General features: G+C 62.0%; 23 protein-coding genes. 13 read left to right on the top strand and 10 right to left on the bottom strand.

Annotated elements, in window-relative coordinates; all coding sequences use genetic code 11:
* Position 1: 1 nt before the first annotated feature.
* Positions 2 to 1,168, bottom strand: a complete 1,167-nt coding sequence (locus tag YH62_RS14530) for a nucleotide sugar dehydrogenase (RefSeq protein WP_046794912.1) — start codon at positions 1,166 to 1,168, stop codon at positions 2 to 4.
* Positions 1,169 to 1,602: 434 nt separating this feature from the next.
* Here YH62_RS14530 and YH62_RS14525 point away from each other — a divergent pair, with 434 nt between their 5' ends.
* A complete protein-coding gene (locus tag YH62_RS14525) occupies positions 1,603 to 2,256 on the top strand; it encodes a TerC family protein (protein WP_046794911.1) in 654 nt (217 codons plus the stop codon).
* 61 nt (positions 2,257 to 2,317) lie between these two features.
* Here YH62_RS14525 and YH62_RS14520 read toward each other — a convergent pair whose 3' ends face one another.
* The 4 genes from YH62_RS14520 to YH62_RS14505 form a co-directional block, all read right to left on the bottom strand.
* Entirely contained in the window at positions 2,318 to 4,093 is a 1,776-nt protein-coding gene (locus YH62_RS14520) for an ABC transporter ATP-binding protein/permease (protein ID WP_046794910.1), read from the bottom strand.
* A 104-nt stretch (positions 4,094 to 4,197) separates the two neighbouring features.
* Entirely contained in the window at positions 4,198 to 5,097 is a 900-nt protein-coding gene (locus YH62_RS14515) for an amino acid ABC transporter substrate-binding protein (RefSeq protein WP_046795108.1), read from the bottom strand.
* 11 nt (positions 5,098 to 5,108) lie between these two features.
* Complete coding sequence (locus YH62_RS14510; RefSeq protein ID WP_082118350.1) at positions 5,109 to 6,047, bottom strand: amino acid ABC transporter substrate-binding protein; 939 nt, start codon at positions 6,045 to 6,047, stop codon at positions 5,109 to 5,111.
* A gap of 1 nt (position 6,048) precedes the next feature.
* Positions 6,049 to 8,277, bottom strand: coding sequence for an EAL domain-containing protein (locus YH62_RS14505; RefSeq protein WP_052760411.1), 2,229 nt, complete (start codon positions 8,275 to 8,277; stop codon positions 6,049 to 6,051).
* A 265-nt stretch (positions 8,278 to 8,542) separates the two neighbouring features.
* Between YH62_RS14505 and YH62_RS14500 the strand changes: the two genes are divergently transcribed.
* The 3 genes from YH62_RS14500 to YH62_RS14490 are packed head-to-tail and all read left to right on the top strand — an operon-like array spanning position 8,543 to position 11,395.
* A complete protein-coding gene (locus YH62_RS14500; protein WP_046794909.1) occupies positions 8,543 to 9,697 on the top strand; it encodes an isobutyryl-CoA dehydrogenase in 1,155 nt (384 codons plus the stop codon).
* A gap of 19 nt (positions 9,698 to 9,716) precedes the next feature.
* On the top strand, positions 9,717 to 10,625 hold the full coding sequence (mmsB, locus tag YH62_RS14495; RefSeq protein WP_046794908.1) for a 3-hydroxyisobutyrate dehydrogenase: 909 nt from the start codon (positions 9,717 to 9,719) through the stop codon (positions 10,623 to 10,625).
* Positions 10,622 to 11,395 carry an enoyl-CoA hydratase gene (locus YH62_RS14490; protein ID WP_046794907.1) on the top strand — a complete coding sequence of 258 codons (774 nt, stop codon included), beginning with the start codon at positions 10,622 to 10,624 and terminating at the stop codon, positions 11,393 to 11,395. Before mmsB ends, YH62_RS14490 begins: the two co-directional genes overlap by 4 nt.
* A 15-nt stretch (positions 11,396 to 11,410) precedes the next feature.
* On the opposite strand, the gene YH62_RS14485 is transcribed toward YH62_RS14490, so the two are convergent.
* From YH62_RS14485 to YH62_RS14475, 3 genes are all read right to left on the bottom strand, one after another.
* The gene (locus tag YH62_RS14485; RefSeq protein ID WP_052760410.1) at positions 11,411 to 11,926 is read right to left on the bottom strand and encodes a nuclear transport factor 2 family protein; all 516 of its coding nucleotides are present in this window, start codon (positions 11,924 to 11,926) and stop codon (positions 11,411 to 11,413) included.
* An 11-nt stretch (positions 11,927 to 11,937) separates the two neighbouring features.
* A complete protein-coding gene (locus tag YH62_RS14480; RefSeq protein WP_082118348.1) occupies positions 11,938 to 12,432 on the bottom strand; it encodes a nuclear transport factor 2 family protein in 495 nt (164 codons plus the stop codon).
* 94 nt (positions 12,433 to 12,526) lie between these two features.
* Positions 12,527 to 13,339 (bottom strand): AraC family transcriptional regulator, encoded by an 813-nt coding sequence (locus YH62_RS14475; protein ID WP_052760409.1) that lies wholly within the window; start codon positions 13,337 to 13,339, stop codon positions 12,527 to 12,529.
* 172 nt (positions 13,340 to 13,511) lie between these two features.
* Here YH62_RS14475 and YH62_RS14470 point away from each other — a divergent pair, with 172 nt between their 5' ends.
* Both YH62_RS14470 and YH62_RS14465 read left to right on the top strand, forming a co-directional pair.
* Positions 13,512 to 13,877 (top strand): nuclear transport factor 2 family protein, encoded by a 366-nt coding sequence (locus YH62_RS14470; protein WP_046794906.1) that lies wholly within the window; start codon positions 13,512 to 13,514, stop codon positions 13,875 to 13,877.
* The gene (locus YH62_RS14465) at positions 13,874 to 14,677 is read left to right on the top strand and encodes a helix-turn-helix transcriptional regulator (protein WP_046794905.1); all 804 of its coding nucleotides are present in this window, start codon (positions 13,874 to 13,876) and stop codon (positions 14,675 to 14,677) included. The genes YH62_RS14470 and YH62_RS14465 overlap by 4 nt, the downstream gene beginning before the upstream one ends.
* Here YH62_RS14465 and YH62_RS14460 read toward each other — a convergent pair whose 3' ends face one another.
* Entirely contained in the window at positions 14,678 to 15,268 is a 591-nt protein-coding gene (locus YH62_RS14460; RefSeq protein WP_046794904.1) for a TetR family transcriptional regulator, read from the bottom strand. It lies immediately after the preceding gene.
* Positions 15,269 to 15,504: 236 nt separating this feature from the next.
* On the opposite strand from YH62_RS14460, the gene YH62_RS14455 reads away from it, so the two are divergent.
* Genes YH62_RS14455 through YH62_RS14445 form a run of 3 tightly spaced genes read left to right on the top strand, consistent with a single transcriptional unit; the run spans position 15,505 to position 19,252 of the window.
* Positions 15,505 to 15,978 carry a (2Fe-2S)-binding protein gene (locus YH62_RS14455; RefSeq protein WP_046794903.1) on the top strand — a complete coding sequence of 158 codons (474 nt, stop codon included), beginning with the start codon at positions 15,505 to 15,507 and terminating at the stop codon, positions 15,976 to 15,978.
* The gene (locus YH62_RS14450) at positions 15,978 to 16,961 is read left to right on the top strand and encodes a xanthine dehydrogenase family protein subunit M (protein ID WP_046794902.1); all 984 of its coding nucleotides are present in this window, start codon (positions 15,978 to 15,980) and stop codon (positions 16,959 to 16,961) included. The genes YH62_RS14455 and YH62_RS14450 overlap by 1 nt, the downstream gene beginning before the upstream one ends.
* Entirely contained in the window at positions 16,958 to 19,252 is a 2,295-nt protein-coding gene (locus YH62_RS14445) for a xanthine dehydrogenase family protein molybdopterin-binding subunit (protein WP_046794901.1), read from the top strand. The genes YH62_RS14450 and YH62_RS14445 overlap by 4 nt, the downstream gene beginning before the upstream one ends.
* A 39-nt stretch (positions 19,253 to 19,291) precedes the next feature.
* On the opposite strand, the gene YH62_RS14440 is transcribed toward YH62_RS14445, so the two are convergent.
* A complete protein-coding gene (locus YH62_RS14440; protein ID WP_046794900.1) occupies positions 19,292 to 19,954 on the bottom strand; it encodes a sulfite oxidase-like oxidoreductase in 663 nt (220 codons plus the stop codon).
* 74 nt (positions 19,955 to 20,028) lie between these two features.
* On the opposite strand from YH62_RS14440, the gene YH62_RS14435 reads away from it, so the two are divergent.
* The 4 genes from YH62_RS14435 to YH62_RS14420 all read left to right on the top strand — a co-directional run bounded on the left by YH62_RS14435 (position 20,029) and on the right by YH62_RS14420 (position 25,181).
* The gene (locus YH62_RS14435) at positions 20,029 to 21,198 is read left to right on the top strand and encodes an aminotransferase (RefSeq protein WP_046794899.1); all 1,170 of its coding nucleotides are present in this window, start codon (positions 20,029 to 20,031) and stop codon (positions 21,196 to 21,198) included.
* Between the two features lie 26 nt (positions 21,199 to 21,224).
* A complete protein-coding gene (locus tag YH62_RS14430; protein ID WP_046794898.1) occupies positions 21,225 to 22,475 on the top strand; it encodes a DUF763 domain-containing protein in 1,251 nt (416 codons plus the stop codon).
* An 81-nt stretch (positions 22,476 to 22,556) separates the two neighbouring features.
* On the top strand, positions 22,557 to 24,194 hold the full coding sequence (locus YH62_RS14425) for an alpha-amylase family protein (protein ID WP_046794897.1): 1,638 nt from the start codon (positions 22,557 to 22,559) through the stop codon (positions 24,192 to 24,194).
* Between the two features lie 3 nt (positions 24,195 to 24,197).
* Positions 24,198 to 25,181 carry a TIGR03885 family FMN-dependent LLM class oxidoreductase gene (locus YH62_RS14420; protein ID WP_046794896.1) on the top strand — a complete coding sequence of 328 codons (984 nt, stop codon included), beginning with the start codon at positions 24,198 to 24,200 and terminating at the stop codon, positions 25,179 to 25,181.

Raw genomic sequence — 25,181 nt, 5'->3', positions numbered from 1 at the left:
CTCAATCCACGCCGAAGAGATCGCGCGTATAGATCTTGTCCTTAACGTCGGCGATCTCGGGCGTGATGCGGTTGGCGAGGATCACGTCGCTGCGCGCCTTGAACTCCTCGAGATCGCGGATGACCGTCGACCTGAAGAATTCCGGCTCGTTGTAGGACGGCTCGTAGACCACGACCTCGATGCCCTTCGCCTTGATGCGCTTCATCACGCCTTGGACGGAGGAATCACGGAAATTGTCCGATCCCACCTTCATGGTCAGGCGGTAGACGCCCACCACTTTCGGGTCCATGCGGTAGATGCTGTCGGCGATGAAGTCCTTGCGCGTCGAGTTGGAATCGACGATCGCTCGGATGAGTGCCTGGGGAACTTCGCTGTAGTTCGCCAGCAATTGCTTGGTATCCTTCGGGAGGCAGTAGCCGCCATAGCCGAAGGAGGGATTGTTGTAATGGCTGCCGATCCGGGGGTCGAGGCAGACGCCGTCGATGATTTCCTTGGTCGCCAGGCTGCGCGAGGCGGCATAGGTGTCCACCTCGTTGAAATAGGCAACCCGCATGGCGAGATAGGTATTGGCGAACAGCTTGATCGCCTCCGCCTCGCTCGATCCGGTGAAGATGACGGGAGCGTCCTTGTGGATCGCCCCTTCCTGCAGCAGTTCCGCAAAGATCCTGGCCCTTTCGGATTTGTCGCCGACGATGATCCGGGAAGGATAGAGATTGTCGTGCAGCGCCTTACCTTCACGCAGGAACTCGGGCGAGAAGATGATGTCGCGATATCCGGTCCGCTTGCGCAAATGTTCCGTGTAGCCGACGGGAATGGTCGACTTGATGACGATGGTGGCGTTCCGGTTGACGGAAAGGACCGTATCCACCGCGGCCTCGACTGCCTTCGTGTTGAAATAGTTGGTCTGCGGGTCGTAGTTGGTCGGCGTCGCCACGATGACGAAATCCGCATCCCTGTAGGCCTTGCTGCCGTCCGTCGTCGCGGTAAGGTTCAGTTTTCGGGTCGAAAGGAAGGCCTCGATATCGGGGTCCACGATCGGAGACTTACGATTCAAGACGCTTTCGACGCGCTGCGGAGCGATGTCGACGGCGACGACTTCGTGGTTCTGGGCGATCAGGACGGCATTCGAGAGACCGACGTAACCCAGCCCGGCGACTGCTACTTTCATTGTTCACTCTTCGTGGAATCGGATGGGACGAAGGATATGCAGGATATCCCGATAGAGGTCGCAGATTTCTTCTTCATGAACATAGCGCTGTCAATGCGGTTACACCACATCCGGTTCCGTTAAGGAGGGTGGCGATACCGTTCGAAAGCCGGGATAGGCGGGGCAGTCAATGTGGACAGTATTATGGCCACTTGATTTTTTATTTCCTCAGGCTAATTGTCTCGCCACCAGACCGGGCCCCTCTGGCAGCTCGCATGAGCTGTGATGTCGGACTGGATCGTCTAACTGGGTGCCTGGTGTCCGTGGAAATCCGGCGATAACTCTGACGATCTACTCTGCAGCGGCGGCATATGCGGCTTCAGAACGATCGATCCATTGCGTCGGCCACGCATGCAGGTGCCCCTCTTTTGAGATTTTAAGAGATCGGGTGCCAAATGACTGAATTCTTCACGCCGGAGGCCTTTTCGGCGCTCCTGCAAGTCATCATGATCGACCTTGTTCTGGCCGGGGACAATGCCATCATCATCGGCCTTGCGGCCGCCGGCCTGCCGAAGGAGCAGCGCGCCAAGGCGATTCTCATCGGTATTATCGCCGCGACCGTGCTGCGTATCGGCTTTGCCCTCGTCACGACACAGCTCCTTCAGATCGTCGGACTGCTGCTCGCCGGCGGTATCCTGCTGCTCTGGGTCTGCTGGAAGATGTGGCGTGAACTGCGCGCCAACCACGGGCAGGAAGAAGAAGCGACGGAAGCTCTGGAGAATGCCGATCTCAACGCGGACGGGACAGTTGCCGGCAATGCGCCGCGCAAGACCTTTGCGCAGGCCGCCTGGCAGATCGTCATCGCTGACGTCTCGATGTCGCTCGACAACGTTCTCGCCGTCGCAGGGGCTGCTCACGAGCATCCGGAAGTGCTGATTTTCGGTCTCGTGCTGTCGATCGCACTGATGGGTATCGCGGCGAGCTTCATCGCGCGCCTCCTCAACAAGCACCGCTGGATCGCCTATGTCGGTCTGGCCGTGATCCTCTATGTCGCGCTGGAAATGATCTATCGCGGCGGCGTGGAAGTCCTGCCTTATATCGGCTTCTGACAAGCTGGGGCGCGGCGCTCGCCGCCGCGCCCCACCGCCATATCGGGCGAGTGAAGCTCGCCTATTTCGAGCCGTTTGCCTGGCCGCCGGCAATCACCTCCAGATGTATCTGCCGCGGCGACAGGATTTCGTGGTAGACGTCCGAGCGGCCGATATAGACGATCGTCGTCTCCCGCATTCCGGCGAGCAGCCGGGCGAGCGTTTCCTGCGTTTCGCGATCCAGGCCTTCAAGCGCATTTTCGATGATCAGCCAACGCGGCGCGAGGATGAGCGCGTTGGCAATGCGCAGCCGCACCTGGTCGTCCTCGTCCAGAACCCTGTCCCAGCGATCCGCCGAATCGAGCAGGCGCGTCATGCGAACCAGGCCCGCGTCGTTCAAGGCCAGCATCAGGCTCTCATCGTCATAGTCGGCGGGATTGGCCGGGTAAGTCAGAACCTCACGCAGCGTGACAGCCGGCAGATAGCCCTTCTGGGGCATGAAGAGCATGCGGTCTTTGGTCGGCAGGACAACTTCGCCATGGCCCCAATGCCAGATGCCCGCAAGAGCCTGGAAGAGCATGCGCCGGTCGGCGCCGGGGTCGCCGTTGATCATCAGCCGCTCTCCCTGCCTGATGACGACCTCCTCGTCCGGCAAGCGCAGCCCGTATTGCTCTTCGGGTCCGGAAAATACCTCGAGGTGCCGTATGCGCATCGTCCCGTCGCTGCTTTCCAGGCATCGGATTTCGCTTCGCGGCGGCGCGATCTCGATCATGCCGAGGGCGTTGCGGAAGGTCGAAACGCGCATCAGAGCCGCTTTCCAGTCGGCGATCTGGCGGAAATTATCCACATACCAGCGCAGGGCGGCATTCACCTGATTGAAGGCGCCGACCGCCATCATCAGTCCCCCGAAGGAAAGATTGCCGGAGAAATAGACCGGAGCGGCGATCAGGATGGGTGCGATCGTCGACAGCCATCCGAAGCCGGCGGAAACCCATGTCAGGTTGGTATAGGCGGTCACCAGCCGGCGGATCACCCCAAGCACGGTGCTGATCGAAAGCTGGATACGCCGCCTCTCGCTCTCCTCCCCGTTGGCGAGCGTGATCGCCGTCAGGTTCTCGTTGGCGTGCATCAGCGCGAAGCGGAGTTCCGCCTCCTTCGAATAGCGCTCGGAATTGAGGATCGGCAGGCCTCCGCCGACGAGGTTGCTCAGCATCGAGGCCGAACCGGCATAGAGCAGGGCGGCCCAGACCATATAACCTGGAATGACGATTTCCCTGCCACTGAAACTGAAGGAAAAGTTCGCCGAAACAGCCCATAGCACGCCGATGAAGCTGACGAGCAGGATCGTCGAACTCACCAGGCCGATTGCAAGCGTCGTCGTGATTTCGGAGAGGTTCCTGGCATCCTCGTGCAGGCGCTGATCGGGATTGACGCCGATCACACCCACCTGCGCAAGTTGCAGCGCCCGCCTCGGTTTCAGCCATTGGTTTACGAGATCGCGGGAAAGGCCCTCGCGCATGTAGAGGGCGGCCATCTGGTTGAGCCAGGCCTGTACGACATTCAGAACGAGCAACGACCCGCCGATGACGGCGAATACCTTCAACTGTTCGATGAAACTGGTGAGATCACGGCGCTCGAGGGCGTTGTAGAACGGTACGTTCCACTGGTTGAGGCGGTATTGGGCATAGGTCGTCAGCAGGATGATCGCGAGCAGCCCGAAAGCGAGCACGACCACGCGGTTACGGACCGGCGAGGCCCAGAAGGCTCGCGACATCAGCCTGAGCTGATCATAGAAACCTAGTTCGTATTCCTGTCCTTCGAGGAAGGGCCGGACTTCGCCCTCTGCCAGATCAGCCATGCTACACCGTCCCGATCGCCTGCCCCACAATCAATATACTTAGATAAGTGCAGCAATCACCTCCCTGCCATAGTTGGCATCGGCGGTCATGAGATTTTTCCGTCCTATCGGCCGGGATCGGCAAAGGAACGCCTCAAAGTCTCACTCATTGGCAGGTGCAGATTGACATTGTCGCGCGGGATGGGGCGCGTGAACCAGCGATCATAGATCTCCTGCATCTCCGCGCTTGCATAGATTTTCGCCAGCGCCGTATTTACCGCGTCATGAAATTCCGTGTCGCTCAGGCGTACCATGAAACCATAGGGCTGCGGCTCGGCCACCACTTCCGTCGAGACCGTATAGTCTTCCGGATTTCCGGTACGCCCGATCATTGCGCTCAGGAGCACCTCGTCCATGGCATAGGCGGAGGCCATGCCGTTGGTGATCATGTCGAACGCCCCTTGCACGCTGTCGGACGTCACGATGGAGAGATTGAGCTTACGCTCCCGGTTGAGCTGGTTGATCTGGCCGACATTGACCGTGCCCAGCGCCACGCTCACGGTTCGGCCTCTCAGGTCTTCGATCGTCCGCAGATCGTTTTTCGCCAAGGCGACGTAGCGGGTGGCGACATAGAAATGGCTGCGGGTGAAGGCGACGCTGCGCCGCCGCTCCGGCGTGTTGGTGCTGCTGTTGCATTCGATGTCCATCGCGCCGTCGTTCAGCAATTGCACCCGATTGCTGGGTGTCCGGAAGACATATTCGATCCCGATGGCCGGAAGGCGCAGCCTTTCCCTCAACTCCTCGCTCAGGCGCTTGCAGATGTCGATCGAGTAGCCGACGATGGTTCCGTCCTTGTCGGTATAGGAGAAAGGCGGCGAATCGCCATAGCCGATGCGGATCTTGCCGGTCTCGGCTATGCGCTCGAGAGTTGACGCAGGAGCCTCCGCCCGCGTTTGCGGCGCGGCTGCGAGGACAGCGGCGAAGATCGCCGCAGATACGTATCGGAAGATGGCTGAAACACGCAAGGCGACCTCCTTCACTCGAGGTATTCGTGCGGGCTCTCGAATGCCGCCTGCATTGTGGGTGAAATCGGCAGGTTGAGATTTCGGTTGTCCGGCGGGATCGGCGACATGAACCATTTCTCGTAGATCTCGTAGATCTCGCCGCTGACGAACACCTCCCTCAGCGCATCGTTGACGACCTCCTTGAAGGCGGAATCATCCTTGCGCATCAGGATGCCGTAGGGTTCGGGCGGACCGAACGTATCCTCGGAAATGGCAAAGGCGGCCGGGTCCTTCGATGAGGCGACGAGTGCGGCAAGCAAAATCCCATCCATGACGAATGCCGAGGCTCGCCCTTTCTCCACCATGGCGAACGCATCGGCGTGCTGTCTGGCCAGGAGAACGGAGATGTTGAGGTTTTCGCGCCGGTTGAGTGCGTTCAACTGCTCCACGTTGATGGTCCCGGTGGTGGAGACAACGCTGCGACCGCTCAAGTCCTTGATGCCGGTCAGCCCGTCGCTCTTGCGGGAGACGAAGCGCGTCGCCGTCATGAAATGCGGATAGGAGAAGGCCACCTGCTCGCGCCGCTCCGCGGTATTGGTGGTGGTGGTGCATTCGAGATCGACCTTGCCGCTCTTGACCAGCACGAAGCGGGTCGCGGCTGTCGAGGGAACCAGCATGACCTCCAGCTTGTCGAGCTTGAGATGCTGCCGGACACTTTCGGCGATCCGTCGGCACAGATCGATCGAGTAGCCGACGACTTTGCCGTCGCTCAGACGGTAGGAGAAGGGAGGAGCGTCTTCCCGGTAGCCGATCGTGATCGTTTTGGTGTTTGCGATCGCGGCAAGCGTGTCTTCCGTGGATTGCGCAACGGAGGTCGCTGGACAGAGCGAGGCAATGAGCAGGGCTGAGGCAAGATATCGGCCTACTCTTCGGCTTTCGTGGGAAAATAGCTTCGCAACGCGTACAGGCATTTCACGATGCTCCCGTTGACGAGGTGCGGATCGGCGATCTTTTGATGGGGGCTGACGCCCGCGTGAGAGGCGCCGGCCTGCCGATGTGGTAGCCTTGGGCGAGATCGCAGCCGGCGAGCCGCAGCAATTCCAATTCGATTTCGCTTTCCACGCCTTCCGCCGTTGTCTGTATTCCGAGACTTCTGGCGAGCTGGACGATGCCGCTGACGAGCGCTCCGTTCTCCGTCCGCGCGGCAAGCCCGTCGATGAAGCTGCGGTCGATCTTGATTTTCCGGATAGGGAGCTTTCGGAGATAGCTCAACGATGCGTAGCCGGTTCCGAAGTCGTCCAACACGATGCCGACGCCCATCGCGTCGATCTCCCCGATCACCGAGGAGGCGATCGCATCGGATAGCATGACGGATTCGGTGACTTCCACCTCGAACCTGGAAGGCGCAAGCCCGCTTTCGGCAAGTGCGGAACGAAGCGTATCCACCAGGCTGCGATGGTGAAGCTGGATGGCCGAGATGTTGACGGTGACTACCGTGTCCTCCGGCATTTGCCGGGCATCCCGACTGGCCTGGCGGATAACCCATTCGCCGATCTTGACGATCTGGCCCGTTTCCTCGGCAAGCGGGATGAACCGGTCCGGCGGTATCATGCCGTGTTCCGGATGGCGCCAGCGCAGCAGCGCCTCGTAACCAGCGATCTTGCCTCCCGCGACGGTGACGATCGGCTGGTAATGCAGCGCGAACTGTCCGCGTTCCAGCGCCATCTCGAGGTCCTGCTCCAGCGCATAGAGGTTCGGAGTGGCCATCACCATGCTTTCCGTAAAGAAGCTATGATTGCCGCGGCCACGGGTCTTGGAACAGTAGAGGGCCACGTCGGCGCTCTTGAGAAGGGTCGCGGCCGTTGCACCGTGGGAGGGCGCGCAGGCAATTCCGACGCTTGTGCCGATCGAGATCCGATTGCCGAGAATGGTGAAGGGGGTTCCGATCGCCGACACGACGGCTTCTGCGAGCCGCGAAGCTTCGGACATCGGGTCCTGATCCACCCATTGCAGCAGGGCGAATTCGTCGCCGCCGAGGCGGGCGGCGATATCCTTGGGGCCGAGCAGCATCGCGACGCGCTCGGTTGCGGCAACCAGAAGAGCATCGCCTGCAGCGTGGCCGAACGTATCATTCACGGACTTGAAGCGGTCGAGATCGAGCAGCATGACGTTGAAGCGGCTTCCCTCTGAGGCCGTCGTCTCGATGGCATCGGCCAGCGCCTTGTTGAAGAAGGCGCGATTGGGCAGTCCGGTCAGGGAATCGTGATGCGCCATATGCTCCATCTGCTTGGCCACTTCGCGGACCTGGCGAAGGTTCTCGCGTTCGACCACCGCTTCCCGCAGCGTTTCGATCGCGACGGCAAGGCGGCCGATCTCGTCGTGCCGGCCCTGGAAGGGCGTAACAGTGCCGGTATCATCCCGGGCGATGCGCGTCAGGGCCTTTACCAACGCGGGAACCGGGCGGAAAAGCCTCCGCATGACCAGCGTCACGACCAGGCTGATCACGACCAGCATGGCGATGAGGGCAAGGAATGAATTGCGGACCAGGTCGTCACGCGTGCGCAGAAGTTCTTCCGCCTCGCCGATGCTCGTGACGACGGACCCTAAAAGCTCGCCCGCCGAGGTGGCGACCGGCAGGGAAGCGATGAAATGCTCCCTTTCGCCGATCGTGGCAAAGCCGGTGAAGAAATTGTTCGGCAGATGCGGCGTTGGAAAAGCCAGATGCTCGCCGGATGTAGCGCCCGTGGCATCGGCGGAGCTGATGAGGCTGCCGGTTTCCTTGTCGTAGCGGAAAAGCCAGACTTCGTTCTTCGTCTGCGCCGCGGCAAGCGCCAGGACGTCGACCGGATTGAAGCCGGTATCGAGAACCGATTCGTCGTCTCCGAGCGGCCGCTCGCTGAGAATTCGGATGATCTGGCCGGACGGGTCCGCCTCGACTGCCACGAAGGTGTAGATGTTGCGGACTGTGAAGCTGGCGATCTGGGCGTTCATTTCCGCCTGGCGGCGCCACTGTTCCTGGGAGTTCCGCTCCACCATGAGCAGTCCGGCCAGAGCGCCAACGCCATAGGCGGAGATGACGCCTGCGATCAGGAAGAGCGTGATCTTGCCAAAGAGCGACTGATGCCAGCGCAAGCGGGAATGCGCTGACCCTGCCGGAGGAAATCCGACGGTCGTTTCGGTCTCGGCTTTGTCAGTGATCATTGCCCCCTTTATGGACCTCACCCATTCCCCAAAGCATCGACGGATCGATACCAACATATACGGCTCCTGCCTTAAAATATCGTATCGGTAGTGTGCGTCTTCCGTCTCGCGTGAGCATAGTAAACCGACCAATTATGACGGAATGAAAATCCTCGGCTCTTTTCAGGACCGGAGGTCCGGTCTAGACCAAGGACGGACTGGCGTGTTGCACCGCCTTGTGCCACATCCTGGCAAGGCCTGTGACGAACAGCCGGAGGAGGATGGAATGGATTTCGCTCTCAGCGATGAGCAGATTGCCATTCGCGAAATGGCCGAGGGGTTTGCGGCGGAGGAGATCGCCCCCTTCGCCATCGAATGGGATCAGAACAAGCACTTTCCCGTGGATACGATCCGCAAGGCCGGGGCTCTCGGCATGGGCGGCATCTATGTGCGCGACGATATCGGCGGCTCCGGCCTGGGACGGCTGGAGTCTGTCCTGATCTTCGAGGCCTTAGCGCGAGCTTGCCCGGCGGTCGGCTCCTATATTTCGATCCACAACATGTGCGCATGGATGATCGATCGCTTCGGATCGGAAGAGCAGCGGCAGGCATGGCTTCCCGGCCTGCTTTCGATGGACAAGCTTTCCAGCTATTGCCTGACTGAGCCGAGCGTCGGGTCGGACGCCGGGAGGCTGAGGACGAAGGCGGTTCGCGACGGCGAGCACTATGTGCTCTCGGGGCAGAAGCAGTTCATTTCCGGTGCGGGCGCCTCCGACGTCTACGTCGTGATGGTTCGCACCGGCGAGGAGGGGCCAAAGGGCATTTCTACCCTGCTGGTTCCGAAAGATACGCCGGGCCTTTCCTTTGGAGCCAATGAGAAGAAGATGGGCTGGAACGCCCAGCCGACCCGCGCCGTGATCTTCGACGGTGCGCGGGTGCCGGTGGCCAACCGCCTCGGCGCGGAAGGCGACGGCTTCAAGATCGCCATGGCGGGGCTTGACGGCGGGCGGCTCAATATCGCGGCCGCATCCCTCGGTGGAGCGCAAGCGGCGTTCGACAAGGCGCTCGCCTATGCCCGCGAGCGACAGGCTTTCGGCCAGCCGATCGTGGAGTTCCAGGCGCTGCAGTTCAAGCTGGCGGACATGGCTGCGAATATTGAGATGTCGCGCACCTTCCTGTGGCGCGCGGCGCTGGCTTTGGAGGAGAAGGCGTCGGATGCCACCATGCTTTGCGCCATGGCGAAGAGGATGGTGACCGACCGCTGTTTCGACGTCGCCAACGACGCGCTGCAACTGCATGGCGGCTACGGTTATCTGGCGGATTACGGGGTCGAGAAGCTCGTACGCGACCTGCGCGTCCATCAGATATTGGAGGGTACGAACGAGATCATGAACGTCATCGTCGCGCGATCGATCATCGGGCAGACGCGGCATGCGAAATGAAAAGCAGGGAGGATCACCAATGACTGAAGCAATCGCATTCGTCGGTCTCGGCAACATGGGCGGACCGATGGCGGCAAACCTGGTAAAGGCGGGCTACCGGGTCAATGGGTTCGATCTCGCCGCGGCCTCGCTGGAAACCGCTTCCGCAAACGGCGTCATGATCGCTGCAAGCGCTGTGGAGGCGGTGAAGGATGCTTCCGTGGTGATCACCATGCTGCCGGCCGGCAAGCACGTCATCTCGGTCTGGAGCGAACTCGTCAAGGCGGTGCAGCCCGGCACGCTGATGATCGATTGCTCCACGATCGACGTGGAAAGCGCTCGCAAGGCGCATATGCTGGCAAAGGAAGCCAGCTGCCTCTCGCTCGACGCGCCGGTTTCGGGTGGCACGGGCGGCGCTACGGCAGGAACGCTGACCTTCATGGTGGGCGGCGCAGAGGCAGCTTTCGCGAGGGGCGAGCCGGTGCTGCAGAAGATGGGCAAACGCATCGTCCACTGCGGAGATTCCGGCGCGGGGCAAGCTGCCAAGATCTGCAACAACATGATCCTCGGTATCACCATGGCGGGCGTCTGCGAGGCCTTCGTGCTCGCCGAAAAGCTTGGGCTCTCGCATCAGGCGCTGTTCGATGTAGCCTCCACATCTTCCGGCCAGTGCTGGTCGATCAACACCTATTGCCCGGTCCCTGGGCCGGTGCCGACTTCGCCTGCCAATAACGGCTACAAGCCGGGTTTTGCCGCGGCGCTGATGCTGAAGGATCTGAAGCTTTCGCAAGAAGCTGCTGCGGCGGCCGGTGCCGAGACGGCAATGGGCGCGCATGCCGCCGAGCTCTACGAGACCTTCAACGCGCTCGGCCGGGGTGGGGAGGATTTTTCCTCCATCATCAACTATTTCCGTGAACAGTCGCAAAAGACCGGAGAGGCGAGAGGATGAGCTACGAGACGATCATCGCAGAAGAGAAGGGGCGTGTGGGCCTCGTTACCCTCAACCGCCCGAAGGCGCTCAACGCCATCAACCGGCAGCTCGGGGAAGAGCTGCTGCAAGCGGTAGAAACCTTCGACCGCAATCCTCAGATCGGCTGCATCGTCATCACCGGTTCGGAAAAGGCTTTCGCGGCCGGCGCGGACATCAAGGAGATGCAGGAACACAACTCTGTCGACATGTACGTGAACGACTGGTTTTCGGACTGGAACCGGTTGACGCTCGTTCGCAAGCCGATGATCGCGGCGGTCGCTGGCTTCGCGCTCGGCGGTGGCTGCGAGCTTGCGATGATGTGCGATTTCATTCTTGCCGCCGACACGGCGAAGTTCGGCCAGCCAGAAATCAAGCTCGGCGTCATTCCCGGGATGGGCGGCAGCCAGCGCCTGACGCGGCTCGTCGGCCGCGCCAAGGCCATGGAGATGTGCCTAACGGGCCGGATGATGGATGCGGTCGAAGCCGAAAGGGCAGGGCTGGTGGCCCGCATCGTCCCGGCTGCGGATCTTGTTTCGGATGCGTTGAAGACCGCCGAAACCATTGCGGGCATGTCGCTGCCGGCGGTGATGATGGCCAAGGAAGCGGTCAACCGCGCCGAGGAGATGGGACTTGCCGAAGGCCTGCGCTTCGAGCGCCGTCTTTTCCACTCCCTCTTCGCCTTCGAGGACCAGAAGGAAGGGATGGCGGCCTTCGTCGAAAAACGTCAGGCGGAGTTCAAGAACCGGTAAATCGGCTGAAATTCGTCATTCCGCCTTGGCACTGACCTTTTCCGCCGCCTTCCGGACCAGGCCGCGATCTCCGCTTTCATCGGTAAGATGGAAGGTCAGTGCCGAGACGCGCCATTGCGAGTCGCTGCGCACCAGTGCGTAGTCGTAGAAGCCGGAGATGGTCCAAGTCGCATCTTCCAGCCAATGGGCGGCCGTTACTCTGGCAGTGGCATTTGCGTGCTCGCCGTTTTGCTCCACCCTGATATCTGAAAGCTGGTGCCGCGTAGCGTCAAAGCCGGGCAGAAGGCCGGACCAGGCAGCCATAAGCGCCTGCGGCGTAAAGCGCTGCGCTTCGCCGCCCCAAAGAGAGGTGTAATCGATCAGCGTTTCGGAGGCGAAGAAATCCTCAAGGGCCGCGAACTCACGGTTGTCGGCATAGATGGCGACCGCGGAGATCGCCGCTGCAATCTTTGCCTCTTCCGCAGGTGTGGCGGCGGCATTCCCCGAGACCATGAGGACTGCGCCAATGACAAGGGAAAGGTTGCGTAACATCGCCTTCTCCCTTACTCGGCCAGTCGTTGCGGCAGTGGGTTCAGCGGATAATGTGCCCAATAGAACGCGTCCGACTGGTGCATGTCGGTGAGGAAATTCGTCGCCTCAACGATCTTTCCATCTTCGATGCGGAACATCAGTGCGTAGAGCTGGTCGATCTCCGGTCCGCTGCCGACATTGCTCCAGCCGCGATGGATATCGACCACCAGATCGTCCTGCGCCTGGAAGAATGTCGGTTCGGCCTTGAAGCGGCCCTTGGCGAGACCTGCGAAGAAGGCGACCACCTCGTCCACGCCGCGTTTTTCACCTGCAAGCGGATGATGGCCGGGAATGCGCCAGACGATGTTTTCTGCCAGGAAGGGCCTGACCGCTTCCGGATTGCCGGTGGCGTAGGCGGCATAATAATCGCGGATGATCTGGATATTGGCCTCGCTCGATTGGGCGTAGGCATTCGAGCTTGCGACGAGCAGGCCCGAGACCGCGAGGATTGCGAAAGAATTCATCATGGACACGGCGCTTCTCCCTTTTTCTCAAGGGCTAGCGCCTTCTTCCCTCGTGATCAGGTCCCAATCCTGCGGAAGAGCGATCCGATCCTGCTCTTCAATTGCCGCGCCACTCACCGGGCGTCGCGCCGGTAAGACGTTTGAACTGTGTGGCGAATTTCGCCGGGTTCCTGTAGCCGACGCGCCAGGCGATCTCGGCCACTGGCAACCGCGTGGCCCGCAGCAGCTCCTTGGCTCTTTCCATGCGCCGCGCGATGACGAAGGCATAGGGCGCAAGCCCGGTTTGCGCCTTGAAGCAGCGGGAGAAATGGAACGGACTCATTGCCGCTGCGGCAGCGAGATCGGCGAGCGTGATGTCCTCGGCCAGATGATCGTGGATGTATTGCAGAGCGCGGCCGAGACGGGGGTCTATTCGTCGATCCTGTTCGTTCACGCCGGTCACGACGCGGGCAAGCTGGGTGGCAAATGCGGCTGCCAGGCTGTCGCGGTAAAGGGTGGAGCTTTCCCTTGCCGCGGCGTGCAGATTGAGGCCGAGCTGTACGAGCAGCGGGTCGAGGTCGCCTTTCAGCGGCCGGAAAGCGGTCGGCACCTCAAGGTCGGCATCCGCAAGATACCCGGCGCCGACTTCGAGATTGAGGAAATCATTGGGCTCATCCCAGCGGCACCAGCCGTCGAAGCCGGCGGGAAAGAGCCAGCCCTGGCCGGCTGACAGCGGCATATGGCGGCGCCTGTCGCTGCCATATGCGGCGTGGTGGGAGGGAAGAGAGCGAAGAACGATGCCGAGCGTTACGCCGGAAAACGCGAAACTTCCTTCGCCCGGAGCTGTGCTAAGGAATGTGGAATGGCCGCTTTCCCAGGCGAGCTTTCCCGGTTCCAAACGCGATCCGAACCTGCCGATATCCGTCCACATGGCTTCCTCCTCAGGCCAGGCTAACCTTTGGAGAGCGGTTTTGCTCGTCACATCCTCGTGGCCGTCCATGTATCGCGCTGCTTTGATTACCTGACGCGTAATTGATAGAAGGATGCCGGTTCCCGCATGATCGCGCTGCCTGGATGGTCCGGGCGATCAAAGGAGACAGAAGATGACCGATGCAAACGAGACCGTCCACCGCTACCTCGCCGTCTGGAACGAGACCGATCCTGCCCGCCGCCAGGCGCTGATTGCGGAAAGCTGGGCCGAGGGCGCGATCTATGTCGATCCGTTGATGCAGGGCCGGGGCCATGCCGAAATCGACGGGTTGGTTGCCGCCGTGCAGGAGCGCTTTCCCGGCTTCCGCTTCGAGTTGATCGGCGAGGCGGATGGTCATGGAGACAATCTCCGCTTTTCCTGGGGTTTCGGCCCCGCCGATGGCGAAGCGCTCATCAAGGGCACGGACTTCGCGCTCATCGAAGGCGGACGTCTGAAGGCTGTGCACGGCTTCCTTGATCAGGTTCCGGCAGCCGCATGACGATCGCCGTCCGTCCTTTGGGAGACTATCTTCGCGACTGGCGCCGCCGCCGACACATGAGCCAGCTCGATCTGGCGCTGGAGGCGGATATCTCCCAAAGGCATCTCAGCTTCATAGAGAGCGGACGTTCCCAACCGAGCCGCGAGATGTTGCTGCATCTCGCCGAGCGGCTGGGCGTGCCGCTTCGCGAGCGCAATCCCATGCTGCTTGCCGCCGGTTTCGCGCCCGTCTTTGCCGAGCGATCCTTGGACGATCCGGCGCTTGCGCCAGCAAGGCGCGCGGTCGAGATGGTATTGAAGGGGCATGAGCCGTTTCCGGCATTGGCCGTGGACAGGCATTGGACGCTGGTGGCAGCGAACGGCGCGCTTGCGCCACTTCTTGCGGGTGTTGTTGACCAAGCCCTTCTGGAGCCGCCGGTCAACGTGCTGCGGCTAAGTCTGCATCCGCAAGGTCTCGCTCCGGCAATCGCCAATCTCGCCGAATGGCGGCATCATCTCCTGGAACGGCTGCACCAGCAGATCGCGATGACCGCCGATCCGGTTCTCTCCGCTCTTCTTGAAGAGCTTGCGGCCTATCCCTTTCCGAATCCCTCGCCGAAACAAGCCGCCTCCAGCGATTATGCCGGCATCGCCGTTCCGCTGGAATTGCGCACCGAGGCCGGTCTGCTCTCCTTCATTTCCACGACCACCGTCTTCGGAACGCCGGTCGACGTCACTCTGTCGGAACTGGCAGTGGAGTCCTTCTTTCCGGCGAATGATGAAACCGCCGAACGCCTGCGGCGAATTGCTGAAGGCGGCTGATTATTTTTTCGCGCGCAGGCCGTCCATCAGGAGGCCGATGAGGCGATGGGAACGATCGCGCCATTCCGGCGTATCCGGCATGGAGTAGATGCTCGAAAGAGCGTGCAGCAGGTCCGTCGTGTCGATGTCCTTGCGGATGGTGCCCGCATCGCCCGCCGTTTTCAGCAGTCCCTCGAACGCGCTGCGAATGCGTCCGAAGCTTTCCGCGAACAACGAAGAATTGGTGCCCATCAGGATTTTCAGGCTGTTCGCCATGCCACGCTTGGCGGCGATATAGCCGACGAAGCGGCGCATCCATTCCTCCAGCGCCACATCCGGTGCGTGTGATTGCGCAAGCTCCGTTGCTGCAGCCGCAAGGCTTTCGAGTTCGCGGCGATAGATGACCTCGACCAGATGCTCGCGGGTTGGGAAATGCCGGTAGAGCGTGCCGATGCCGACGCCGGCCTTTCGGGCGATGTCCTCGAGTGAGGTTTCCACGCCGTGTTCCGCAAAGGCGACTGCCGCGACCTCGATGAGTTTCTCGCGGTTGCGGCGCGCGTCTGCGCGTAGCTTTGTCGTGGGAGGGGCAGGTTTCTGCTCGGCCGAGGCCAAAATAATGCTCCAGGCACATTGGGGACTTGACCGGAGCCGGCAAGTCGCTAGATTAAACGGAGGCTCCTCCGCTTAACTGGAGTGCCTTCCACCTCTTAACCCAGAAGGAGGCGGGATGTCATGCCGAAACCCACTCATGGCCATCCCGTAACCCATAGCTAGGGCGCCAGGGCCGGATTGCCAGCCCATTCCAATATCGAAATCTCATTCTCGTGACGATGGCAGGAGCTTGATCCATGACACGAACGGTTCATCTTTCACTGGAGATCAATGGAAAGACACGCGAACTCGATGTCGAGCCGCGGGTCACCCTGCTCGATGCTCTGCGCGAGCATCTGGAACTCACCGGCACCAAGAAAGGCTGCGATCAGGGCCAGTGCGGGGCATGCACGGTGCATGTCGACGGCAAGCGCGTGCTTTCCTGTCTGACATTGGCAGCCCAGGTCGAAGGCCGCCAGATTGCTACGATCGAGGGCTTGGCCGCGGAAAACGGCGATCTGCATCCCGTGCAGGCGGCGTTTCTGGAGCATGACGCCTTCCAATGCGGCTATTGCACGCCGGGCCAGATCATGTCGGCGGTTGCCTGCATCCGCGAGGGGCATGCCGGGTCGGACGAGGAAATCCGCGAATACATGGCCGGCAATCTCTGTCGATGCGGGGCCTATAACAGCATCGTCGCGGCGGTCCGCGAAGCGGCGGAGGCGGCGTGATGAGAGATTTTTCCTATTCCCGCGCGACCTCGGCGGATCAAGCCCGTCAGGCTGCCATCCAATCAGGTGCCATGCTGCTTGCCGGCGGTACTACGCTTCTCGATCTCGCCAAGTGCGGTGTCTTCGAACCTGAAGCGGTCATCGATATCACGCACCTGCCGGGCTTTTCGGATATCGAAATGGACGCGGCCGGCGCAAGAATCGGCGCGCTCGCCAAAATGGGCGAAGTGGCGGATCACCCCGCGATCCGGGCGAACTTCCCCGCCGTTTCGGAATCACTGCTGCTGGCGGCTTCCGCCCAACTTCGCAACATGGCGACTGTCGGCGGCAATCTCCTGCAGCGGACGCGCTGTCCGTATTTCCGCGATCCCGCCACGTTTCCCGCTTGCAACAAGCGCAGTCCGGGTTCCGGCTGCTCGGCGATCGGTGGTGTCACCCGCAACCATGCGGTGCTCGGCACGAGCGAGGCCTGCATCGCCTCCTATCCCGGCGATCTGGCGGTCGCGCTCGTCGCTTTCGATGCTTCCGTCGATCTCGGCGGAAGGACCGTGCTGGCAGATGAGTTTTTCCTGACACCCGGTGACAGGCCGGATCGGGATACCGTCATCGAGCCGGGAGAGATGATCGCGGGCATCGTCATCCCCGCGTCGCCGGCCGCGAAGAATTCGACCTATCTCAAGGTCCGCGACCGGCAATCCTACGAATTCGCGGCGGCTAGTGCTGCGGTCGGTCTCGAGCTGGAGGAGGACGGCCGGACGGTCCGCGACATCCGCGTCGCGCTTGGCGGGGTCGCCACCAAGCCGTGGCGGGCGCGTGCCGTCGAGCAGGCTCTCGTCGGCAAGGCTCTCGATGCGGCCTCCGTGGAAAAGGCAAGCCGTCTCGCCATGGAAGGCGCCGTTTCCCACGGGGCCAACCGCTACAAGATCGAACTTGCGCCGCGTGTCGTCGCGCGCGCCATCCTGCAAATGGGAGGTCTGGCATGACCATCATGGAAACCCGCACCAAACAGGGCGATGCCTCCGATGGCGCGCTCGGTGGACGCTTTTCGCGCCTCGACGGCAAGCTGAAGATCACGGGCGGCGCGACCTATGCGCTGGAGCATCCCGTCGAGGGGCTCGCCTATGCCGTGCTGGTGCAAAGCACGATCGCGGCCGGCCGGGTGGTTAAGGTCGATACGACGAAGGCAGAGGCGGCGCCCGGCACACTTCTGGTCGTTACGCCCGAAACCGATCTGGAGCTGAAGGTCGCCTCCGACTGGTATGGCAATCGCCCCGACGATCAGCCCTATCATCCGCTTCCGCGTGAAGTCGCCTTCAACGGCCAGGCCATCGCCGCCGTTATTGCCGAGACGCTCGAGCAGGCGACCGAAGCGGCACGGCTGGTCGAGGTCACCTATGAGGAGACGACCGCCGTTGCCAGCATGGACTCTCCGAATGCCGGGGAGGGCAAGCTGGTCGACCAGTTCAATATTGCCTGGGGCGATGCCGAAGAGGCGCTCGCGGCATCGCCGTTGCGCATCGAGGCGGAATACAGCACGCCGCGTGAATATCACGTGCCGATCGAGCCGCATGGGCTGACGGCCAGATGGGACGGCGACCGGCTGACGATCTGGGAGCCGAGCCAATGGACGCACGGCATGGCGCGTTCCTATGCGGAACTCTTCGGCTTGCCGGACGAAAACGTGCGCCTCCTATCGCCCTTCATCGGCGGGGGCTTCGGTTCCAAGGCAGCCGTTTACGCCTATGGAGCTGTCGCAGCGGCGGTGGCCCGCAGGCTCGGCCGACCGGTGAAGCTCGCTGTCACACGGCCGCAGAACTTTACCTCCTATGGCGGAAGAGCGGCGACGCGCCAGACTCTGGAACTCGGCGCAAATTCCGACGGCATCCTGCAGGCGATCGTGCATCGCGGAGCCAGCGAGACGTCCACCTATGCCGATTTTCCGGAGCAGACGAGCGCCGCCACACCTCTCATGTATGCGGTGCCGAATTTCAGTTCCGAGCACCGGCTGGTGCCGGCCAATACCGTGATGCCGGGTGCCTTGCGTGCTCCTGGGAAGAACCCTAGCGCTTTCGGGCTGGAATGCGCGATGGATGAACTCGCCTACGCGGCTGGTGTCGATCCTGTCGAGATCAGGCTCAGGAACTATGCCGAACACGACCCCCAATCGGGCAAGCCCTGGTCTACCCGCCAGATGCGCGAAGCGCTTGCGGCGGGTTCCGAAGCCTTCGGTTGGGCGAAGCGAAGCTTCGAGCCGCGCTCCATGCGGGACGGCCGCCAACTTATCGGCTGGGGCGTCGGCTGCGGCACATTTCCGGTGCTGCGGGCAGCGAGCGAGGCGATGATCCGCCTTCTCTCGGACGGCACGGTGGAAGTGGTCAGCGGCGCAATCGACATGGGGCAGGGGACCTATACGATCCTTGCCCAGACGGCTGCCGAAGCGCTCGGCGTTCCGGTTGGACAAATCGATGTCCGGCTCGGCGACTCGTCGCTGCCGGGCGCGACCGTGGCGGGCGGCTCGATGCTGGCGGGCGCGATCACCGGCGCTGTACACAAGGCGGCGACGGCGGCGCGGGAAGAGCTGATCGGGCTTGCCCTCAACGATGCCAATTCGCCCTTCCGCGATACGGGCGCCAACACCTTGACTGTCACCGATGGTCGGATTGCCGTGCCTCGCGGCGATGGACCGTCGCTTACGGTGGCGGAATTGATGTCCGCTACGGGACGCGATCTGATCGAGACCCGCCGCAACACGCTTCCGGAAGCGGATCAGGGGCCGGAGGGACACAAGCGCGCCTGGACGACCATGACGGCCATCCAGGGGCCGACCGCCGGCGACTATTCGATGTATAGCTGGTGTGCGCATTTCGTCGAGGTGAGGGTCGACGAGGACTTCGGCACGATCCGTGTCTCGCGCATCGTTTCCGCTTTCGATTGCGGCCGGATCTACAATCCGAAGCTCGCCGAAAGCCAGTGGCGCGGCGGCATTATCATGGGTATCGGGCAGGCCTTGCTGGAGGAGGGATTGGTCGATGGCCGCAATGGGCGGGTCATCAACAACAATCTCGGGGATTACCTCGTGGCGACCAATGCCGATGTGCCGCATATCGAGGTCATCTCAGTCGGTATCCCCGATCTCAATGCCTCGGTGCTGGGTGGCAAGGGCGTGGGCGAGGTGGGCATCGTCGGCGTCGCGCCGGCGATCGCCAATGCCGTGTTCCACGCGACCGGCAAGCGGGTCCGCGATCTGCCGATCACGCTTGATAAGTTGATCTGAGATAGCCCTCACCCCGTCCAAGCGGGGTGAGGGCTTAAATCAATCGCCCGAATAGCGTTCCTCGGCCCAGGGCTCGCCCCGCATATGGTAGCCATTGCTTTCCCAGAAGCCGGCGCGGTCCCGGTCGAGGAACTCGATCCGGTGCAGCCATTTGGCGCTCTTCCAGAAATAGAGATGCGGCAAGACGAGGCGCACCGGCCCTCCATGCTCCCGCGTCAGAGGCTGGCCTTCCCATTCGGTAACGAGGATCGCGTCGGGGGAGGCGAAGTCGGAAAGCAGCAGATTGGTGGTATAGCCGTCGTAGCTCGTCAACATCACGGCAACCGCCTCGTCCTTCGGATCGACCGCGTCCAGGAAATCATGCGTGGAAATGCCCTTCCAGTGGTTGTCGTAGCGCGACCAGGTCGTCACGCAATGGATATCGGAGCGCATCTCGCTTTGCGGTAGAGCCTGAAGGGTTACCCAGTCGAAGGTCCGGGGATGGTTGACGAGGCCGCGAACGTCGAGCCGCCACTGTGAGGTCGTGACCTGCGGCTGCTGGCCGAGATCGAGGACGGGCCAGTTCTTCACCAGGTGCTGGCCGGGCGGCAGGCGTTCGGTTTCCGGGCGGGAGATGCGGCCGGTCAGGAACTTTCCCTGTTCAGCCCATTTTCGCTTAGTGATGGTGAGCTTGGAATCTGGCGGTTGAAGGTCGTCGGCCATGTCCGGTTCTCCTTGCGTCCGGCGATAATCTGGTAAAGAAGGTGGTGAAATCAATCGCCCCTTTGGAAATACCGATGCCCGCCTTCAATGCCCTCGTCGAAAAGCTGAGCCCGCCGCCCGTTCCCTCCGTCTTCGCCTGGGGGCGTGCCTATGACGGCTCCAAGGGGCCGCTCATCGACCTTTCGCAGGCGGTGCCGGGCTATCCGGCGCATCCGGATATGCTGCGTCTCTTGGGCGAGACGGCCTCTTCCGCGGCTTTCACAGGTTACGGGCCGATCGAAGGGGAAATGTCGCTTCGCCAAGCCTATGCGGAGCATGTCTCGGATGTCTACGCTCGCGTGGAAGCGGAAAACATCCACATCACCTCCGGCTGCAATCAGGCCTTCGTCTGCGCGGCCATGACGGTTGCGGGACCCGGCCAGACGGTTCTGATGATCGAGCCCTTCTATTTCAACCACGAGACGACGCTCGCCATGATGGGGGTGAAGACGCGGTTCGTTCCTTGCCGGGCCGAAAACGGTTTCCTGCCCGATCTGGTCGATCTCGAAAAGGCGATCACCGGCGACGTGCGGGCGCTGGCGCTGGTTTCCCCGAACAATCCGACCGGTGCCATCTATCCTCCTTCCCTGCTCGAAGCGATCTTCAAGCTCTGCCGGGAAAGGGGAATCTGGCTGATCCTCGACGAGACCTACAGGGACTTCATGCCCGAGGCCGGCAAGGCTCCGCATGGATTGCTCGGGCTCGACGGCTGGGATGAGACGCTGATCGGCCTCTACAGTTTCTCGAAATCCTTCTGCATTCCCGGCCATCGGCTCGGTGCAATTACGGCCGGAGCAAAAGTGATCGAGCAGATCGCCAAGATCATGGACAATCTGCAGATCTGCGCGCCGCGCGCGGCCCAGGCTGCCGTCGCCGAGGCGCTGCCGCTGCTTGGCGGTTGGCGCGAGGAAAACCGCCAGGAGATCGGCCGCCGCGCCGAAGCCCTGAAGGCGGTGATGCAAGCAGTTCCGGAGTGGAAGATCGGTGCGATCGGTGCCTATTTCGCCTTCGTGCGGCATCCCTTCCACGGCGTCGGCTCCGCGGAAGTGGCGGAGAAGCTTGCGAAGCAGGCCGGCATCATCTCGATCCCCGGTGCCTATTTCGGCGAAAGCCAGCAGGATTACCTGCGTTGCGCCTTCGCCAATGCGGATGTGGCGACGATCGGGCGGTTGGAAGAACGTTTGAAGAACTTTTCCCTGTCCTGATGCTGCTGGCCGCGATATAAGCGGCCATGGTCCAGAGAGCAGGCAGCGCCGATCTTCCGCTTCACGGCGGCCGGGTTCCCCGGTGGCTCGGCGAGCGCATGACGAGCCTTGGCGCGCTCATTGCCGAAGCCATCATCCAGCACTACGGCCGCGACGAATTCCTCCGGCGGCTTGCGCATCCCTTCTGGTTCCAATCCTTCGGCTGCGTGATGGGCATGGACTGGCATTCGTCAGGCATCACCACCAGCGTCATCGGAGCGCTCAAGCGGGGGCTCACGCCACTTTCAGGCGAACTCGGCATACATGTCTGCGGCGGACGCGGACAGCATTCCCGCAAGACGCCGGGCGAACTCGTGACGATCGGCGAGCGCGTCGGCATCGACGGAGAGGAACTTGCCACCGCAAGCCGGCTGGTTGCCAAGGTCGATAGCGCAGCGGTGCAGGATGGTTTCGATCTCTACCTGCACGGCTTCATTGTCACCGATGACGGCAAGTGGGTGGTGGTGCAGCAGGGCATGAACGGAGACAAGCGCCAGGCGCGTCGCTACCATTGGCTTTCGGAAGGGATCACGAGCTTCGTTGATTCACCGCACGCTGCGATCGAGGGTCGCCAGCAGGGCGAGATCGTCAATCTTGCCGATCACAGGGCCGAGGCTTCCCGCATGGGTCAGCTGGACCTGCTTTCCTCGCTTGGACCGGACCGGATCGTTCGCGAGATCGTCGCACTGGAGCCGAAGCGAAAGGCTGCGGCGCAGCCCATGCTGCCGCATCTCGTCATGCCGGAGCACCACGACGTGCGGGAGAAGGATGTGAACATGAAGCGGCTGCATGGCACGCTCGCCGCCGCGGCCGATCGCGGCCCGCAGGATTTCGAACATCTGCTGCTCACTCCGGGTGTCGGCGCCCGCACCGTCAAGGCACTCGCCATGGTGGCTGAGGTGGTACACGGGGCGCCCTGCCGCTTTTCCGATCCCGCGCGCTTCTCGCTCGCCCATGGCGGCAAGGACCGGCACCCTTTCCCGGTTCCGCTCAAGGTCTATGACGAGACGATCGGCGTGATGAAATCCGCAGTCCGCAAGGGCAGGCTCGGCCGCGAGGAAGAGCTTCAGGCGCTGAAGCGGCTGGACGACCAAGCCCGTCTCACCGAGAAATATGTCACCGGTCTCGACCTCAAGGAAATCGTGGCCGGCGAGTTTCGCCATTCGCACGAATGGGGCGGCCGCAGCGTCTTCGGCTGGGAAATGCCGGAGGCCGAAACGGCGGCGAAACGCAGATAAGCCGCGGTTCCTTTCGGGAACTTTCTTCCCCCTCCAGCACTTTACGGCCTTGCATCCCGGTAAACCGAGCAGAGGCCGTTCATGACGACACCCACCCTGTCCTGGTACAATGAAGCCGTCATCTACGGCATCGATGTCGAGAAATTCGCGGACGGAAACGGCGACGGCATCGGCGATTTCATCGGCCTTGCGGAGAAGCTGCCCTATCTCGCCGACCTCGGCATCACCTGCATCTGGCTGCTACCCTTCTACCGCAGCCCGGACAGGGACAACGGCTACGACGTCAGCGATTTCTATTCCATCAATCCGGATGTCGGAACCTTCGACGACTTCCTCAATTTCCTGCACAGCGCGGGCGAACACGGCATACGGGTCATCATGGATCTCGTGGCGAACCACACCTCCAACGAGCATCCGTGGTTCCAGGCGGCGCGCCGCGACAATCATTGCCGCTATCGCGACTATTATGTCTGGAGCCCCGATCCGCCGCCGGTAGCCGCGGGAGCCAAATCGATCTTCCCCGGAGAGGTGGACAGCCTCTGGACCTATGACGAGGTGGCTCGGGCCTATTACTTCCACAATTTCTACGATTTCCAGCCGGAGCTGAATTTCGCCAATCCGGAAGTGCGGCAGGAAATCCTGCGGATCGTCGACTACTGGCTGGCCTTCGGCATCAGCGGCTTCCGGCTCGATGCCGCGCCGCTCATCATTGCCGACAAGGGGCTGGAGCACGCCAATCCGCGCGATCCGCACGGCATCCTGATGGAGCTTGCAAGCTATCTGAGGGCGCGCCGTCCGACGGGGGTGCTGATTGGCGAGGTCAACATGCCTCCGGAAGAGACGGGCCGGTATTTCGGCGAGGGCGACCAGCTGCATCTCCTCTTCAATTTCATGCTCGCCTGCTACATCTTTGCGGGGCTCGCGAAGGAAGATGCCGGGCCCATCAATCATGCCATAAGCCTGTTGCCCGAACCGCCGGCCGGCTGCGGCTGGGCCAATTTCCTGCGCAATCTCGATGAACTCGATTTCTCGCGCGTGCCGCCGGAATTGAAGGAGGCGGTGTTCAACGCCTTCGCGCCGGACAAGGAAATGCAGGTATTCGACCGCGGCGTGCGCCGCAGGCTGGCGCCCATGCTGGACGGCGACCAGCGGCGGATCGAACTGGCGCTCAGCATCATCTTCTCGCTCCGCGGGCCGCCGCTGATCGTCTATGGCGACGAGATCGGCATAGGGGAGGACCTCAACCAACCCGGCCGAACAGCGGTGCGCATACCGATGCAGTGGTCGGCGCGGCGGAATGCCGGTTTCTCGAATGCGCCGACAGGCAAGCTGAAGGTGAAGCCGGTCGACAACGGGCATTTCTCCTACAAGAAGATCAATGTCGAGGAGCAGCAGAAAGATCCCCAATCGCTTCTCAACACCGTCAAGCGATTGATCGTGCTGAGGCGCGCCCAGCCGCTCTTCGTCAAGGGGCGGCCCGTCAGGCTCGGCGCAAGCAATCCGGCCCTCCTGGTCCATGGCTTCGAGGATGCAGGCAATTTGCTGCTCATCGTCCACAATCTCGCCGGCCGGGTCGTGGAAGCCGAAATCCATCTCGGCGGCATGGAGGCGGAAGCATTCACCGATCTGATCGACAAGTCCGAATACAAGGCCTCGCCCCGGCTGCGCCTCAAGCTCAAGCCCTATCAATATCTCTGGCTGAGTTCGGAGAGGGAGTGAGCGATGGCGCATATCGGCTATCACGCCTCCCATGAGCAATTTTCGCCGAGCGAGCTTATCGGCTATGTGAAGCTCGCGGAAGCGGCGGGGTTTTCCGCGGTGATGTCGTCCGATCATTTCGCGCCCTGGAGCCTGCGGCAGGGACAATCCGGCTTCGTCTGGGCCTTTCTCGGCGCCGCGATGCAGGCGACGAAGCGCATTCCCTTCGGGCTGATCACCGTGCCTTCCGGCTGGCGCTATCATCCGGCGCTGACGGCGCAGGCTGCGGCGACGATCGGCGAGATGTTTCCTGGCCGGTTACCCTGGATGGCGCTCGGCAGCGGGCAGGCGCTGAACGAGCACATCACCGGCGAGCGCTGGCCTTCGAAAGGGGAAAGGAACGAGCGGCTGCTGGCCGGCGCGGAGATTATCCGGGCGCTGTTTTCGGGCGAGACGATCAGCCGGGATCATCCGATCAAGGTGGACGAGGCGAAACTCCATACGCTTGCGAAGACGCCGCCCAAGCTGGTTGCGGGAGCGCTCTCGCCGGAAACGGCGGAATGGGCCGGCTCCTGGGCGGATGGATTGATCACCGTCAACCAGCCGCGTGAAAATCTCACGAAAATCATCGAAGCCTTTCAGCGGGGAGGAGGGGAGGACAAGCCGGTCTATCTGCAGGTTCATCTCTCCTGGGCCGCGACAGACGGCGAAGCGAGGGAGAACGCCTTCGATCAATGGCGCAGCAACGCGGTCAGCGCGGCCGTCGCCGAAACCCTGAGGCTGCCGGAGGAGTTCGACGCCGCCTGCGTGCAGGTGCGGCCCGAGGATATGGACGAGCATGTGCGCATATCCGCGGATCCCTCCCACCATCTGGACTGGCTGGGCCGGGATCTGGAGATGGGGTTTTCGGAAATCTACCTCCACAATGTCGGGCGCAATCAGCGCGAGTTCATCGAGATCTTCGGTGAAAAAGTGCTGCCCGAACTTTCGGAACGAAGCCTCGCCTGA

Origin of the sequence: Rhizobium sp. LC145, assembly GCF_001005825.1 — a bacterium.
In the GTDB taxonomy this organism is placed as follows: Bacteria; Pseudomonadota; Alphaproteobacteria; order Rhizobiales; family Rhizobiaceae; genus Neorhizobium.
The sequence above is the reverse complement of the archived record's forward strand: the minus strand, read 5'-3'. Positions and strand labels throughout refer to the sequence as shown.